Genomic DNA, 13,788 nt, shown 5'->3' with positions numbered 1-13,788 from the left:
CCTCGCACAACAGCCTCCTCAGCACGTCGGCCGGCGCGGCGGGATTCCGGGCGATCGCGGCGAAGGTTTCGCGGTGGCCGCGATTTCCGCACACGGTGCCCTTTCTGGGTGGCCAACGGGCCTCGCGCGCCCGCGCATTGGTGTGTTGCGTGTCGAGGCACCTGATGCCGCGTTCGCCAGGGCGGCCGGTCGCCGACGGGAACGCGCCGGTTGACCCTATCCAGCGAGCGCCCCTCGCACATCCACGGGGCACACGCGGACCCCGGTCGTCGTCCACCGCGGGCGCGACGGGCCGGAGCGGTGAGGTGGTGACGCCTCTCGCGCTCCCCGGAGCACGGCCCGCCCGCCCGTCTGAGAGGCTGAGGGCTCTTGATCGTTCGCGTTCGTGGAGGTGTCTCATGTCCCGTCCCGTGACGGTGGTGACCGGTGGCAGCCGGGGGATCGGTGCCGCGGTCTGCCTGCGGCTCGCGGCGGACGGTCACGACGTGGTCGTGGGGTACGTCCGGGACGCCGAGGCCGCCGAGGCGGTGGCGGACGGGGTGCGCGCGGCGGGGGCGCGCGGTGTGACCGTGCCGGTGGACACGTCGGTCGAGGCCGACGTGGCGCGCCTCTTCGACACGGCCGAGCGTCAACTCGGGCCGGTGACGGGGCTGGTGAACAACGCCGGTGTGGCCGGCACGCTGGGGCGGCTCGTGGACGCGGACCCCGCCGACCTGCGCCGGGTCGTCGACGTCAACCTGCTCGGGGCGCTGCTGTGTGCGCGGCGGGCGGCGCAGCTGATGGTGCCGCGAGGCAGCGGCGTGATCGTGAACGTGTCGTCGGCCGCCGCGACGCTCGGCAGCCCGGACGAGTACGTGCACTACGCGGCGACGAAGGCCGCCGTGGACGCCCTGACCGTCGGCCTGGCCAAGGAACTCGGCCCGGACGGCGTGCGCGTCAACGCGGTGGCGCCGGGCACCGTGGAGACCGACATCCACGCGGCGATGGGCGACCCGGACCGTCCGTGGCGGCTGGCGCCCGCGATCCCGCTGCGCCGGCCCGGCCGCGTCGAGGAGATCGCGGCGGCCGTGTCCTGGCTGATGTCACCGGACGCGTCGTACACGACGGGGGCGGTGCTGCGGGTGGCGGGCGGACGCTGAGGCGGTCCGGCGCCTGCCGGGGACGGGGACGGGGACAGGGACGGGGGGCACCGGCCCGCGACGCCCCCCGGCCGTACCCGGAGTCGGCCCCCCCCGGGCGTACCGGAGTCAGGCGGCCTCGATGACCGTGCTGCGGATCGCGGCCGCCCACTCGACGACCAACTGCTCGTACTCCACGCGCTCCTGGGCCGACAGGGACCCACCGGTGCGCAGCCACAGGGCGCGGATCTGCTCGTTCACCTCGGCGGCGGACCGCACGGACTCCGGTGTCGGCGAATCCGGTGTCACGGAATCGGGGGACATGCGCCAAGCCTAGGGGCAAGGACTGACGCTGCGCTACCGAGCGGCTACGCACGCCGTCCGGTCAGCCCGCCGACTCCGCCGCGTGCGGGCTCAGCACACCCATCGTGACCAGCACGATGATGACGATGCCCAGGGCGATGCGGTACCAGACGAACGGCATGAAGGACTTCGTGCTGATGAACTTCATGAACCAGGCGATGACGGCGTAACCCACCACGAAAGCGATGATCGTCGCGAAGATCGTCGGACCCCAGGAGACGTGGTCGTTCTCCATCGCGTCCTTGAGCTCGAACAGGCCGGACGCGAGCACCGCCGGGATGGCGAGCAGGAACGAGTAGCGGGCCGCCGACTCGCGCGTGTAGCCCATGAACAGGCCGCCGCTGATCGTCGCGCCGGAGCGGGAGACGCCGGGGATCAGGGCCATCGCCTGGCACACGCCGTAGATCAGGCCGTCCCGCACGCCGAGGTCCTGCAGGCCCTTGCGCTGCATCGGGGCGCGGTGCCGCCCGCCGGACTCGTCGCGCGCCGCGAGCCGGTCCGCGAAGCCGAGGACGATGCCCATCCCGATCAGCATGGTCGCCGTGAGGCGCAGATCACGGAACGGCCCCTCGATCTGGTCCTTCAGCGTCACGCCGAGCACGCCGATCGGGATCGAGCCGACGATCACCAGCCAGCCCATGCGCGCGTCCTGGTCGCCGCGCATCGCCTTGTTGCCCAGCGAGCGCACCCACGCCGAGATGATCCGCCCGATGTCCTTGCGGAAGTAGATCAGGACCGCGGTCTCGGTGCCGATCTGCGTGATCGCGGTGAAGGCCGCGCCCGGGTCCTCCCAGCCGGAGAAGGCCGCCGTCAGCCGCAGATGCGCGCTGGAGGAGACGGGGAGGAACTCGGTCAGCCCCTGGACGAGTCCGAGGATGAGGGATTCAAACCAAGACATGAGGTTACGGAGTCCAAGTGCCGATCGTGGAAAGGGCGACGGGCACACCGAGCCGCCCGGAGGGGTGATCAGGGATCAGGTGCGTGCCGAGGGGCAGCGTAGCGTCCCCCGGTGAAGCTCCCGACACAGGGGTTTGGCAGGGTGCGCGGTCAGGGGCGGGTCGGACGCCGCTCGTCGCGGGGCGCGGCCGGTCCCGCCACGGTCCAGCCGGGCGCCTGCGGGTGGGCGGTCAGGTCCTCGTGCCGTACGGCGTCGCCGCACGCCCGGCAGGTGACCACCGGGACCAGCTCGTTGCCGCAGATGTGCTCGACGACCATGGGGCGGTCGTCGTCCCCGCGCAGGTGGCGGTCGCCCCACTCCATCAGGGTGATCAGGACCGGCTCCAGTTCGAGCCCCGCCTGTGTCGGCCGGTACTCGAAGCGCCGCGGGCGCTCGCTGTAGGCGCGCTTGGTGAGGACGCCGGCGTCGACCAGGCGCCGCAGCCGGGTGGCGAGGATGTCGCGCGGGGCGCCGATGTTGCGCACCAGCTGGTCGAAGCGGCCGTTGCCGAGGCACACCTCCCGCAGCACCAGCAGGGAGTACTTCTCGCCGACGAGCGCCAGGGTGTCGGCGATGGAGCAGGGGCGTGGGGGCGTGGCGGGCATGGCAGCAGCTTAGGTGAGGGCGGGGCGGCGGCTCGGGCCGCGCGGGGAGCGGTGCGCCCGGCACCATAGAGGGTTTGTTTTTCCAACCTACCAGGCTATGGTGAGTTTGAATTTCCTACTCGCAGGTAGTCGCCAGCCGCCCCAGGAGGCCCGCACCATGCGTGACGCAGTCGTCGTCGAAGCCGTACGCACCCCGATCGGCAGGGGCAAGCCGAACGGCTCCCTCGCGGACGTCCACCCCGTCGCACTCCTCGCCCACACCCTGCGCACCCTCGTCGAGCGCTCCGGCGTCGACCCGGCGCTGATCGACGACGTCATCGGCGGCACCGTCGACCAGGTCGGCGAGCAGGCCATGAACACCACCCGGTACGCCGCCCTGTCGGCAGGCTTCCCGGAGTCGGTGCCCGCCACCACCGTGGACCGCCAGTGCGGCTCCTCCCAGCAGGCCGTGCACTTCGCGGCGCAGGGCGTCATGGCGGGCGCCTACGACATCGCCGTGGCCTGCGGTGTGGAGTCGATGAGCCGCGTGCCGATGTGGTCGAACGTGCCGGCCGGCAAGGACCCCTTCGGCCCCGGCATCGCCGAGCGCTACCCGGAGGGCCTCGTCCCGCAGGGCATCAGCGCCGAGCTGATCGCCGCGAAGTGGTCGATCACGCGCGAGCAGATGGACGCCTTCGCGGTGTCCTCGCACCGGCGGGCCGCCGAAGCCTGGGCGAGCGGCCTGTTCGACGCGGAGGTCGCGCCGCTCGACGGCGTCTCGCGCGACGAGTGCGTACGCCCCGGCAGCACCCCCGAGATCCTCGCCGGCCTCAAACCCGCCTACTACGACCCGGCCTTCGCCGAGCGCTTCCCGCAGATCGAGTGGAACGTCACCGCGGGCAACGCCAGCCCGGTCAACGACGGCGCCTCCGCCGTGCTGATCACCTCCGGCGACACCGCGGCCCGCCTCGGCCTGCGCCCGCTCGCCCGGCTGCACAGCTTCGCCGTCACCGGCTCCGACCCGCTCCTGATGCTCACCGGCGTCGTCCCGGCCACCGAGAAGGTCCTGCGCCGGGCCCGCCTGACCCTGGACGACATCGACCTCTTCGAGGTCAACGAGGCCTTCTCCAGCGTCGTCCTCGCCTGGCGGCAGGAGACCGGCGCCGACCTCGCCAAGGTCAACGTCAACGGCGGCGCCATCGCCCTCGGCCACCCGCTCGGCGCCAGCGGCACCCGCCTGACGACGACCCTCGTCCACGCCATGGCGCAGCGCGGCGCCCGCTACGGGCTCCAGACGATGTGCGAGGCGGGCGGACTCGCCAACGCGATGATCCTGGAAGCGCTGTGACGACGCCGCCCGCGCGTCAGCGCGCGCGCAGGTGGTGCCGCTTGCGCCAGGCCACCACCACACCCACCAGGGCGGGTACGGCGATGCAGGCCAGCGCGATCAGGAACACGGGGGACGTCGGCGACGACGCGCGGGCGCCGGCGACGACGTACGCGGCGGTGTTCGGGATCGAGCCGAGCCCCGTCGCGAGCAGGAACGGCAGCAGGCCCATGCGGGAGACGGCGGCGCAGTAGTTCGCCGCCCAGAACGGCACCCCCGGGAACAGCCGGGCCGCCAGCATCGAGCGGAAGCCGTGCCGGCTGAGCTGCCCGTCGGCGGCCCGGAGCACCCGGCCGCGCAGCAGCGGGCGCAGCGCCTCCTGGCCCAGCAGCCGGCCGAGACAGAACGCGATCCCGGCGCCCAGCACCGTGCCCGCGAGGGCCGCGCCGAGCCCCGCCGCGGTGCCGAACAGCGCCCCTGCCGCCAGGTTCAGCAGCGGACGGGGCACGAAGGCCACCGTGCACAGCCCGTACGCCACCGCGAACACCAGGGCCGCGGCGGCACCGCCGAGCTGCGGCGGCCAGCCGTCCGTGAGCAGCTTGTGCGGCTCGAACAGCAGCACCGCGGACGCCCCCGCCGCCAGCAGCACGACGAGCAGCGCGAGCCGCGTCCACGGCGACCGCAGGGCTCTCGAACAGCGCCCGGCGAAGCCCGCCGCGACGACTGGCGGGACGGACGGGACGGGCGCGACCGCGGGGACGGCGGCGGCGAGCTCCGTGGTGGCGGCCCGGGGCGGGGCCGTGACGGTGCCCCCAGAGCGGGTGGTGGCATCGGGCATCCGGCGACACTAACCGACGAAGGTGTGTGATCGCCGTATGGTCTGTCTCATGGGCGTCACAGCCGGAGAAACAGCAGGCGAAGCAGCCGGGACCGCGCCGAAGATCCCGAGCAGCGCGCTCGCCGACGACGTGCTCGGGCGGCTCACCGCCACCTACGGCGCCGCGGCCGACCCCGGGCGTGCCCCGGCCATGCGCGCGTACATGAAGGACGCCGCCCCCTTCCTCGGCCTCACCACGCCCGTCCGGCGCGCCCTGTCCCACACCGTCCTGGAGGGCACGCCGCGGCCCGCCGAGAGCGACTGCGCCGCGATCGCGCTGCGCTGCTGGCGGCTGCCGGAACGCGAGTACCACTACTTCGCCGTCGACTACCTCCGCCGCCACGTGGGGCGCTGCTCCTCCGCCTTCCTGCCCGTCGTCCGGCACCTGCTCACCACCGTCCCGTGGTGGGACACCGTCGACCTGCTCGCCGCGCACGTGGTCGGCGGGCTCGTCGCCGCCGACCCGGACCTCACCGCGGACATGGACGCCTGGATCGAGGACGAGAACCTGTGGCTCGCCCGCGCCGCCCTGCTCCACCAGCTGCGGTACCGGGAACGCACCGACACCGCACGCCTCTTCGGCTACTGCCTGCGGCAGGCCGGGCACGAGGACTTCTTCGTCCGCAAGGCGATCGGCTGGTGCCTGCGTGAGTACGCCAAGACCGACCCGGACGCCGTACGGGACTTCCTCGCGCGGGAACGGGACAGGTTCGCGCCGCTGTCGGTGCGCGAGGCGCTGAAGAACACCGGCGCCTCCTGATCCGCCGCTGCCGACCCCCCGGCCCGAACTCCCGGGCACCGAAAACCATTCGACGCGGGTCACGGCGTCGGCGATGATCGACGCCATGTTCCGGTACGCCTTCCACCTCGCAGCATCCGCCGTCGCGGATGCCCCGAAGGCTGCCGTTCCCGTTCTCGCGGCCGCTGTCGACGGCGCCCGAAGCTGACCCTCCCCGGAACGTCCGGCGGACCCCGCAGGGGGAGGGTCGGCGAGTTCCCCGGGGTCCCCGTCCCGGCCGCGTGCCCGTAGTGCCGCGCCGGGGCCGTCACCGTTCTGCACCGAGAGACTTCGAGGTGTCGCCATGCCCAAGACGGCGTACGTCCGCACGAAACCGCATCTGAACATCGGCACGATGGGTCACGTCGACCACGGCAAGACCACCCTGACCGCCGCCATCACCAAGGTCCTCGCCGAGCGCGGCGCCGGCGGCACCACCCGGTACGTTTCCTTCGACCGCATCGACCGGGCCCCGGAGGAGGCGGCGCGCGGCATCACCATCAACATCGCGCACGTCGAGTACGAGACCGACACCCGGCACTACGCACACGTCGACATGCCCGGCCACGCCGACTACGTCAAGAACATGGTGACCGGCGCCGCACAGCTCGACGGGGCGATCCTCGTCGTCTCCGCGCTGGACGGGATCATGCCGCAGACCGCCGAACACGTGCTGCTCGCCCGGCAGGTGGGCGTCGACCACATCGTCGTCGCCCTCAACAAGGCCGACGCGGGCGACGAGGAACTCACCGACCTGGTCGAGCTGGAGGTCAGGGACCTGCTCACCGCGCACGGCTACGGCGGCGACGCCGTGCCCGTCGTACGGGTCTCCGGGCTCGGGGCGCTGGAGGGCGACCCGCGCTGGACGGCGTCGATCGAGGCGCTGCTCGACGCGGTGGACACGTACGTGCCGATGCCGGAGCGGTATCTGGACGCCCCGTTCCTGCTGCCGGTGGAGAACGTGCTCACCATCACCGGCCGGGGCACGGTCGTCACCGGTGCCGTCGAGCGCGGCACGCTCCGCCCGGGCGACCGGGTGGAGGTGCTCGGCGCCGGCGTCGACACCGTCGTCACCGGTCTGGAGACCTTCGGCAGGCCCATGGAGGAGGCGCAGGCCGGGGACAACGTGGCGGTGCTGCTGCGCGGCGTGCCCCGGGACGCCGTGCGACGCGGGCACGTGGTGGCGGCGCCCGGCAGTGTCGTGCCGCGACGGCGGTTCTCGGCGCGGGTGTACGTGTTGTCGGCGCGCGAGGGCGGGCGTACGACGCCCGTCGCCACCGGGTACCGGCCGCAGTTCTACATCCGGACCGCGGACGTGGTCGGCGACGTCGACCTCGGCGAGGTGGCCGTCGCGCGGCCCGGCGACACGGTGTCGATGACGGTCGAGCTGGGGCGGGAGGTTCCGCTGGAGCCCGGGCTCGGGTTCGCCATCCGTGAGGGCGGACGGACCGTGGGGGCGGGGACCGTGACCGCCGTTCAGTGAGGCGTGACCGCCGTTCCGTGAGAATGGAGGCGTGAACGAAGCCATACCCGTGACCCGTGTCGTCGATCACGGCACCGCGAAGCTGATGCCGGACGTCGACCGGGCACGGGCCTGGCTGCTGACCGTGGACGGGGCGCCGCAGTCGTACGTCGACCTCGACGCGCCGACCCACCTGGAGTTCGAGTACGCCCGGCGGCTCGGGCACGTCCTGGACGTCGTCGCGGAGCCGGGGCGCCCGCTGGACGTGCTGCATCTCGGCGGCGGCGCGCTCACCCTGCCCCGGTACGTGGCCGCGACCCGGCCCGGCTCCCGGCAGGACGTCGTGGAGGCCGACCGGGGACTGCTGGAACTGGTCGCCGAGCATCTGCCGCTGCCGGACGGCGCGGGCGTCACGCTGCACCCGGCGGACGCGCGCGCCTGGCTGGCGTCCGCGCCGGCGGACTCGGCGGACATCCTCGTCGCCGACGTCTTCGGCGGCTCCCGCGTGCCCGCGCACCTCACGTCCCTCGGCTACGCCGAGGAGGCGGCGCGGGTGCTGCGGGAGGGCGGCGTCTACCTGGCGAACCTCGCCGACGGGGCGCCGTTCGCGTTCCTGCGTTCCCAGCTCGCCACCTTCGCCGCGGTGTTCGAGCACCTGGCGCTGATCGCCGAGCCGGGTGTGCTGCGCGGGCGCCGCTTCGGCAACGCGGTGCTCGTCGCCGCGCACCACCCCGTCGACACCGCCGCCGTGGCCCGGCGCACGGCCGCCGACGCGTTCCCCGCACGCGTCGAACACGGGCGAGCGCTACGGGACTTCACCGGCGGCGCTCAGCCCGTCCGGGACGCGGACGCCGTGCCGTCGCCCGAGCCGCCCGACGGGTCGTTCGGCGTCGGCTGACCGCCCTCGGCGGCTCCCGTGACCTTCCTGGTGGTCCGCCGCAGATTCCTCACGTCCGGCAGGCACAGCACCGCCGCGGTCATCACCACGACCAGCGCGGCGCAGCCCCACAGCGCCGCCGGCCGTCCGAACGCCGTCTCCGCGGGGCCCGCCAGCGCCGTCGCGAGCGGCACGAGCGCGACCGAGCCGAACCAGTCGTACGCCGAGACCCGGGACAGCTTGTCCTCGGGTATCTCCTGGTGCAGCGCGGTCATCCAGGAGACCCCGAACACCTCAAGGGTCACGCCGGTCACGAACATCACCCCGCACAGCGCCCCGGCCGGCACGGGCACGGCGAGCGCCGCGGACGGCAGGGCCAGCGGGAAGACGCACAGGGTGCCGACGAACAGCAGACGGCGTGGTTTCCAGCGGGTCATCAGCAGGGCGCCGACGACCGTGCCCGCGCCGAAGAAGCCGAGCGCGAGACCCCAGGGCCCGGCGCCGCCCAGGTGGTCCCGGGCGACGAGCGGCCCGTAGACCGCGTCGGCTGCTGCGACGACCGCGTTGGCGATGGAGAACTGGACGACGATGCCCCACAGCCAGGGCCGGCCCGCGACCTCCCGCCAGCCCTCGCGGAGGTCGGCGAGCATCCCGCCGCCGGGGGCGCGCGCCGGGATGTGACTCACGTCGAGGAGCCCGCGCAGCGCCCCGGCCAGCGCGAACGCGGCGGCGTCGGCGGCGAGCACCCAGCCCGGCCCGATCGCGGCGACCATCGCGCCGCCGAGCGCGGCACCGCCGACCGCCGCGCCCTGCATCGCCATCCGGAACACCGCGAAGGCCCGGCCGGCCTGCTCGCCCTGCACCGAGGACAGCAGCATGCCCTCGGCGGCCGGGCTGAAGAACGCCTGGCCGGTGCCGCCGAGGGCGCTCAGCAGCATCATCTGCCACAGCAGCGGCTCCCCGGCCAGCACGAGCACCGCGAAGGCGCCCTGCGACAGGCAGTTGAGGGCGTTGGCCGCGACCATGACGCGGTGGCGCGGCAGGCGGTCCGCGACGGCTCCGCCGATCAGCAGGAACAGCACCAGCGGCAGGGTGCGCGCGGCGGCCACCAGGCCCACGTCGCCGCCGTCGCCGCCCGTTTCCAGGACGGCGAACGCGGCGGCGACCAGCGCGCCGTGGCTGCCGAGGTTGGTGACGAACGCGGCGGCGGTCAGCAACGAGTAGTTGCGGCCCGCCCACGCGGGCATGCGGGCGCGGCGGGAGGAGTCGGCGGAGGTCACCGGCCGACTATCGCCGCAGCCGCCCCGACTTGCCAAACCGATACGTCACATGCCGGGGCCGGGCCCGCGAGGACACCGGTCCGGGGTCCGTGACAACTCCGGTCCGGGGTCGGTGAGAACACCGGTCCGGAGCCCGCGGGAACTCCGGTCCGGTGCCCGCGGATCAGCCGCCCGTCGGCTCCCCGTGCGTCCGCACCGTGCTCAGGATCTTCATGATGGTCTCGTCGGGCACCTCGTCCTTGACGCCCCGGGCGCCGTAGAAGTTCCACGAGACGAAGTCGCCGGCCGAGTTCTTGAAGCCGAACGTGATCGCCTTGCCGTCGCTCGCGCACTTGCCCTTCTGCGGCGTGCCGTTCGACTTGGCCGTGGCGATGCTGCCCTTGATGCCGGCCTTGGTCGTGTAGGCCTTGGCCTTCTTGTCGAAGGCGATGCTCTTCTTGTCGGGCTGCGTGTAGCCGCCGTACACCCACCAGGCGACCGTGTTCACGGCGACCTCGTCGGTGCTCTTGGCGCCGTTGGCCCCCTTCGTGCCGGTGGCGGCGAGCGAGGTGTCCTCGGTGCGGCCGTCCTTGTTCTCGTCGGTCGTGCACCACTTGGACTTGTAGATCGCCGGGGCCGACATCACGATGAGCGGCTTGCCGTCCTCGGACTTGTCGTCCTCGAAGCCGATGGTCAGACCGGGGGACTCGACCTCCCAGTCGGCGGGGACGTCGAAGGCCGTGCCCCACTTCGGGTTGATGACGACCTTCCAGCCGTCAACGGTCGGCTTCTCGGTCTCGGTGCCGCGCGGGTTGTCGTCGGTGCCCGGGGCGGACTCGGTCGGTTCGGCCGGCTTCGAGGGGGACGCGGACACCGTCGCGCCGCCGCCCTTGGTGCCGCCGTCCGCCGTGTCGTCCTCGTCGCCGCCGAGCACCAGGAATCCGGTGACGCCCGCGGCCACGACGACGGCCGTGGCCGCCACGATCGCGACCAGCTTCGTCCGGTTGCCGCCCCCTCCGCCGGGCGGCTGCGGAGTCAGCGGCATGGTGGGCTGCCCCCACTGCGGCTGGCCCTGGGGCCCGGTCTGCTGGTAACCGGGCTGCTGATACGGATTCGGCTGCTGGTATCCCGGCTGCTGGTACGGATTGTTCGCCTGCGGGTTCTGCTCGCCCCCGGGCTGCTGCTGTCCTGGCCACATGGGCAGCCACCCTAGCGGCGGCCAGGACACGATTGGGTCACCGCCCTTTGACGGGCACGTAGCAACTCGCGACGCGGACGGCGCGGGGAAGCGCGCCCCGCCGGAACGGCGATGGCCCCACGGCCCTGGCCACCGAAGGCTACTCGTGGGTAACCTGCGGGACATGACCGCAGACCACATGTCGATCGGCGAGCTCCTCGCCGCCACGGTGCCGATGGTTCGGACCCTGAACCTGGAGTACCTGGAGACCACCCCGGAGCAGGCCGTGCTGGCCCTGCCGGACCAGAGCGAGTACCGCAACCACGTCGGGGGGCCGCACGCCGGCGCGATGTTCACGCTCGGCGAGTCCGCCAGCGGCGCGATCGTCCTGGCCGCCTTCGGGGACCAGCTCTCGCGTGCCGTTCCGCTCCCCGTCACCGCGCAGATCGCGTTCAAGAAGATCGCCCTGGGGCCGGTCCGGGCCACCGCGACGCTGGGCCGCCCGATCGACGACGTCGTCGCCGAACTCGACGCGGGCCGGCGCCCCGAGTTCCCGGTGAGCGTCGCCATCCAGCGTGAGGACGGCGCCGTGACGAGCGAGATGACGGTCGTCTGGACGCTGCGCCCCAACGGCTGATCCGCGTATGGGCCTTCGCGTCGCGGGCCGGCGTCCGGGCGGGGTGTGCTCCGGGATGCCGGGGACGGCCGGGCCGAGGAGGGGACGGCCCGGTGACCGTGTCACGGTTCGGCACGCCCGGAGAACCGAGGGGGGAGAGGGCCGTCACGTGGACGCGGGGGGTGTCCCGGTGGCCCGGTAGGCTTCCCGGACGTGCGCCGTGATCGCGGCGTACGTCCGGGAATGCGGAAATTCCGAGACGGGGAGGAACCGGCGTTGCACGTCCAGGAATGGCTCGACACCGTGCCCGCGGCGGCCGTCTACGCAGTCGTCGGCATCGTCATCGGTCTGGAGAGCCTCGGCATCCCGCTGCCCGGCGAGATCATCCTGGTCTCGGCGGCCCTGCTGTCCTCCCAGCACGGCGGCGTCGACCCGCTCGTCCTCGGCATCTGCGCCACGGTCGGCGCGGTCGTCGGCGACTCCATCGGCTACGCCATCGGACGCCGCGGCGGCCGTCCGCTGCTGGCCTGGCTCGGCAGGAAGTTCCCGAGCCACTTCAGCGAGGGGCACATCGCGACGGCCGAGCGGTCCTTCGAGAAGTGGGGCATGTGGGCGGTGTTCTTCGGCCGCTTCGTCGCCCTGCTCCGCATCTTCGCCGGCCCCCTCGCGGGCGTCCTGCGCATGCCGTACTGGAAGTTCCTGACGGCCAACGTCCTCGGCGGTATCCTCTGGGCGGGCGGCACGACGGCCGTCATCTACTACGTGGGCGTCGTCGCCGAGGCCTGGCTGAAGCGCTTCTCGTGGGTGGGCCTGGTCCTGGCGGTCCTGATCGGCGTCACGTCGATGCTGGTGCTGAAGCGCAAGGCGAAGAAGGTCCGGCCGGCCGCGACGCCGGAGCCGGAACTGGTCACGACCGGCGACTGAGACGCCCTGCGGGGGCGCGCCCGGCACTCACCCGCGCCCCACCCGCATCCGGCGTGCGCTCGTCAGCCCTCGTACGCGTCCCGGTGGGACCGCGCCAGCCCCGCGTACATGTCGCCGTTGAGGGCGATCCCCTCCCGCTCCTCCGCCGTCAGCTCCCGCTTCACCTTGGCGGGAACGCCGGCCACCAGCGACCCCGGCGGAACCCGCATCCCCTGCGGCACCAGCGCCTGCGCGGCGACCAGCGAACCGGTGCCGATCACCGCCCCGTTGAGCACCGTCGCGCCCATGCCGATCAGGCAGTCGTCCTCCACGGTCGCGCCGTGCACCACGGCGTTGTGCCCGACGGACACGCGCTCGCCCACCGTGACCGGGAAGCCGGGGTCGGCGTGCAGCGTGCAGTTGTCCTGGACGTTGCTGTTCGCGCCGACGGTGATCCGCTCGACGTCGCCGCGCAGCACCGCCCCGTACCAGACGCTCGCGCCGGTGTGCAGCGTCACGTCCCCGATCACCGAGGACGTCGGTGCCACGAACGCCTCCGGCGCCACCTTCGGGTCCTTGCCGCCGATGCCCTTGATCAGCGCCTTGTGCGTCATCATCGCCTCCCTGCTCAGGTGTTCTCCGGCACCGTACGCCACCGGTTGGGGTGAAGATCACAGGCCTTCGGCGTCCGGCGCGGCCGGCCGCTGAGTACGGTGAGCGGGTGCCCAACCGCAAGAACACGTTCTCGTCGTGGCGGCGCCGCCTCGGGCAGCGCGCCGTCCACGCGGCCTGGGCGTGGGCGCAGCGGACCGGCTCCGTGACCGCCGAGCACCCCGGACGGCTCCGCTTCGGGGCGATGGGAACCGGTACCAGACTGGCCTTCCCGCTCGGCACGGTCTTCGGCGAACCGTGGATCCACCTGGGCTCCCACTGCATCGTCGGGGAGCAGGTCACCCTCACCGCCGGCCTGATGCCCGACCTCGACCTCGGACCGGAGCCCATCCTGCGGATCGGCGACGGCGTCGTCCTCGGCCGCGGCAGCCACGTCATCGCCGACACGACGGTCACCATCGGCAGCGACTGCTACTTCGGGCCCTACGTGTACGTCACGTCCACGAACCACTCCTACGACGATCCGCACCAGCCCATCGGCAAGCAGTGGCCCCGGATGGAGCCGGTGGAGATCGGGCCGGGCTGCTGGATCGGCACCGGAGCGGTGATCCTGCCGGGCGCGCGCATCGGGCGGAACGTCGTCGTCGCGGCCGGTGCCGTGGTGCGCGGCACGGTGCCCGACCACGCCGTCGTGGCGGGGGCCCCGGCCCGGGTCGTACGGCGGTGGACGGCCGCCGAGGGCTGGCAGCCGCCGCTGCGGACGCCGGCGCCCGTGCCGATACCCGAAGGGGTCACGCCGGACCAGCTGCTCGCCCTGTCGGAGCTGGACGAGGCGTCGGCGGCCCGGCTCGCCGAATGGGAGCCCGGCGCCTGACACCCCGGGCCGGCCGGCCCCGCG

15 protein-coding genes are annotated in these 13,788 nt (G+C 73.3%); 8 read left to right on the top strand and 7 right to left on the bottom strand.

Annotated features, from left to right (window positions below; translation table 11 throughout):
- Positions 1–398 precede the first annotated feature (398 nt).
- Positions 399–1,139, top strand: coding sequence for an SDR family NAD(P)-dependent oxidoreductase (locus QC282_RS03795; RefSeq protein ID WP_279547727.1), 741 nt, complete (start codon positions 399–401; stop codon positions 1,137–1,139).
- Between the two features lie 108 nt (positions 1,140–1,247).
- On the opposite strand, the gene QC282_RS03790 is transcribed toward QC282_RS03795, so the two are convergent.
- From QC282_RS03790 to QC282_RS03780, 3 genes are all read right to left on the bottom strand, one after another.
- Complete coding sequence (locus QC282_RS03790; protein ID WP_279547778.1) at positions 1,248–1,427, bottom strand: hypothetical protein; 180 nt, start codon at positions 1,425–1,427, stop codon at positions 1,248–1,250.
- A 76-nt stretch (positions 1,428–1,503) separates the two neighbouring features.
- On the bottom strand, positions 1,504–2,379 hold the full coding sequence (locus QC282_RS03785; protein WP_279547726.1) for an undecaprenyl-diphosphate phosphatase: 876 nt from the start codon (positions 2,377–2,379) through the stop codon (positions 1,504–1,506).
- A gap of 149 nt (positions 2,380–2,528) precedes the next feature.
- Positions 2,529–3,023, bottom strand: coding sequence for a helix-turn-helix domain-containing protein (locus QC282_RS03780; RefSeq protein WP_279547725.1), 495 nt, complete (start codon positions 3,021–3,023; stop codon positions 2,529–2,531).
- 157 nt (positions 3,024–3,180) lie between these two features.
- Between QC282_RS03780 and QC282_RS03775 the strand changes: the two genes are divergently transcribed.
- Positions 3,181–4,350 (top strand): thiolase family protein, encoded by a 1,170-nt coding sequence (locus QC282_RS03775; RefSeq protein ID WP_279547724.1) that lies wholly within the window; start codon positions 3,181–3,183, stop codon positions 4,348–4,350.
- A 16-nt stretch (positions 4,351–4,366) separates the two neighbouring features.
- Here the strand turns inward: QC282_RS03775 and QC282_RS03770 are convergent, their stop codons facing one another.
- On the bottom strand, positions 4,367–5,167 hold the full coding sequence (locus QC282_RS03770) for a TVP38/TMEM64 family protein (RefSeq protein WP_279547723.1): 801 nt from the start codon (positions 5,165–5,167) through the stop codon (positions 4,367–4,369).
- 49 nt (positions 5,168–5,216) lie between these two features.
- Between QC282_RS03770 and QC282_RS03765 the strand changes: the two genes are divergently transcribed.
- The 3 genes from QC282_RS03765 (at position 5,217) to QC282_RS03755 (ending at position 8,344) form a co-directional block, all read left to right on the top strand.
- On the top strand, positions 5,217–5,966 hold the full coding sequence (locus QC282_RS03765; protein WP_279547722.1) for a DNA alkylation repair protein: 750 nt from the start codon (positions 5,217–5,219) through the stop codon (positions 5,964–5,966).
- A 322-nt stretch (positions 5,967–6,288) separates the two neighbouring features.
- Complete coding sequence (gene tuf / locus QC282_RS03760) at positions 6,289–7,467, top strand: elongation factor Tu (RefSeq protein ID WP_279547721.1); 1,179 nt, start codon at positions 6,289–6,291, stop codon at positions 7,465–7,467.
- A gap of 31 nt (positions 7,468–7,498) precedes the next feature.
- Positions 7,499–8,344: a fused MFS/spermidine synthase gene (locus QC282_RS03755; protein WP_279547720.1), complete on the top strand. Its 846-nt coding sequence runs from the start codon at positions 7,499–7,501 to the stop codon at positions 8,342–8,344.
- Here the strand turns inward: QC282_RS03755 and QC282_RS03750 are convergent.
- Together QC282_RS03750 and QC282_RS03745 are read right to left on the bottom strand one after the other, a co-directional pair.
- Positions 8,275–9,570: an MFS transporter gene (locus QC282_RS03750; RefSeq protein WP_279547777.1), complete on the bottom strand. Its 1,296-nt coding sequence runs from the start codon at positions 9,568–9,570 to the stop codon at positions 8,275–8,277. The two genes, QC282_RS03755 and QC282_RS03750, sit on opposite strands and share 70 nt — an antisense overlap.
- 196 nt (positions 9,571–9,766) lie before the next feature.
- Positions 9,767–10,780, bottom strand: a complete 1,014-nt coding sequence (locus QC282_RS03745; RefSeq protein WP_279547719.1) for a hypothetical protein — start codon at positions 10,778–10,780, stop codon at positions 9,767–9,769.
- A 178-nt stretch (positions 10,781–10,958) separates the two neighbouring features.
- Here QC282_RS03745 and QC282_RS03740 point away from each other — a divergent pair, with 178 nt between their 5' ends.
- The gene (locus QC282_RS03740; RefSeq protein WP_279547776.1) at positions 10,959–11,396 is read left to right on the top strand and encodes a DUF4442 domain-containing protein; all 438 of its coding nucleotides are present in this window, start codon (positions 10,959–10,961) and stop codon (positions 11,394–11,396) included.
- 255 nt (positions 11,397–11,651) lie between these two features.
- A complete protein-coding gene (locus QC282_RS03735; RefSeq protein ID WP_279547718.1) occupies positions 11,652–12,299 on the top strand; it encodes a DedA family protein in 648 nt (215 codons plus the stop codon).
- 62 nt (positions 12,300–12,361) lie between these two features.
- On the opposite strand, the gene QC282_RS03730 is transcribed toward QC282_RS03735, so the two are convergent.
- Positions 12,362–12,892 (bottom strand): gamma carbonic anhydrase family protein, encoded by a 531-nt coding sequence (locus QC282_RS03730; protein WP_279547775.1) that lies wholly within the window; start codon positions 12,890–12,892, stop codon positions 12,362–12,364.
- Between the two features lie 107 nt (positions 12,893–12,999).
- On the opposite strand from QC282_RS03730, the gene QC282_RS03725 reads away from it, so the two are divergent.
- On the top strand, positions 13,000–13,764 hold the full coding sequence (locus QC282_RS03725) for an acyltransferase (protein WP_279547717.1): 765 nt from the start codon (positions 13,000–13,002) through the stop codon (positions 13,762–13,764).
- Positions 13,765–13,788 lie beyond the last annotated feature (24 nt).

The sequence above is a fragment of the Streptomyces sp. DH24 genome (assembly GCF_029813775.1).
Classification (GTDB): domain Bacteria; phylum Actinomycetota; class Actinomycetes; order Streptomycetales; family Streptomycetaceae; genus Streptomyces.
This window is presented reverse-complemented; position numbering and strand designations above follow the sequence as displayed.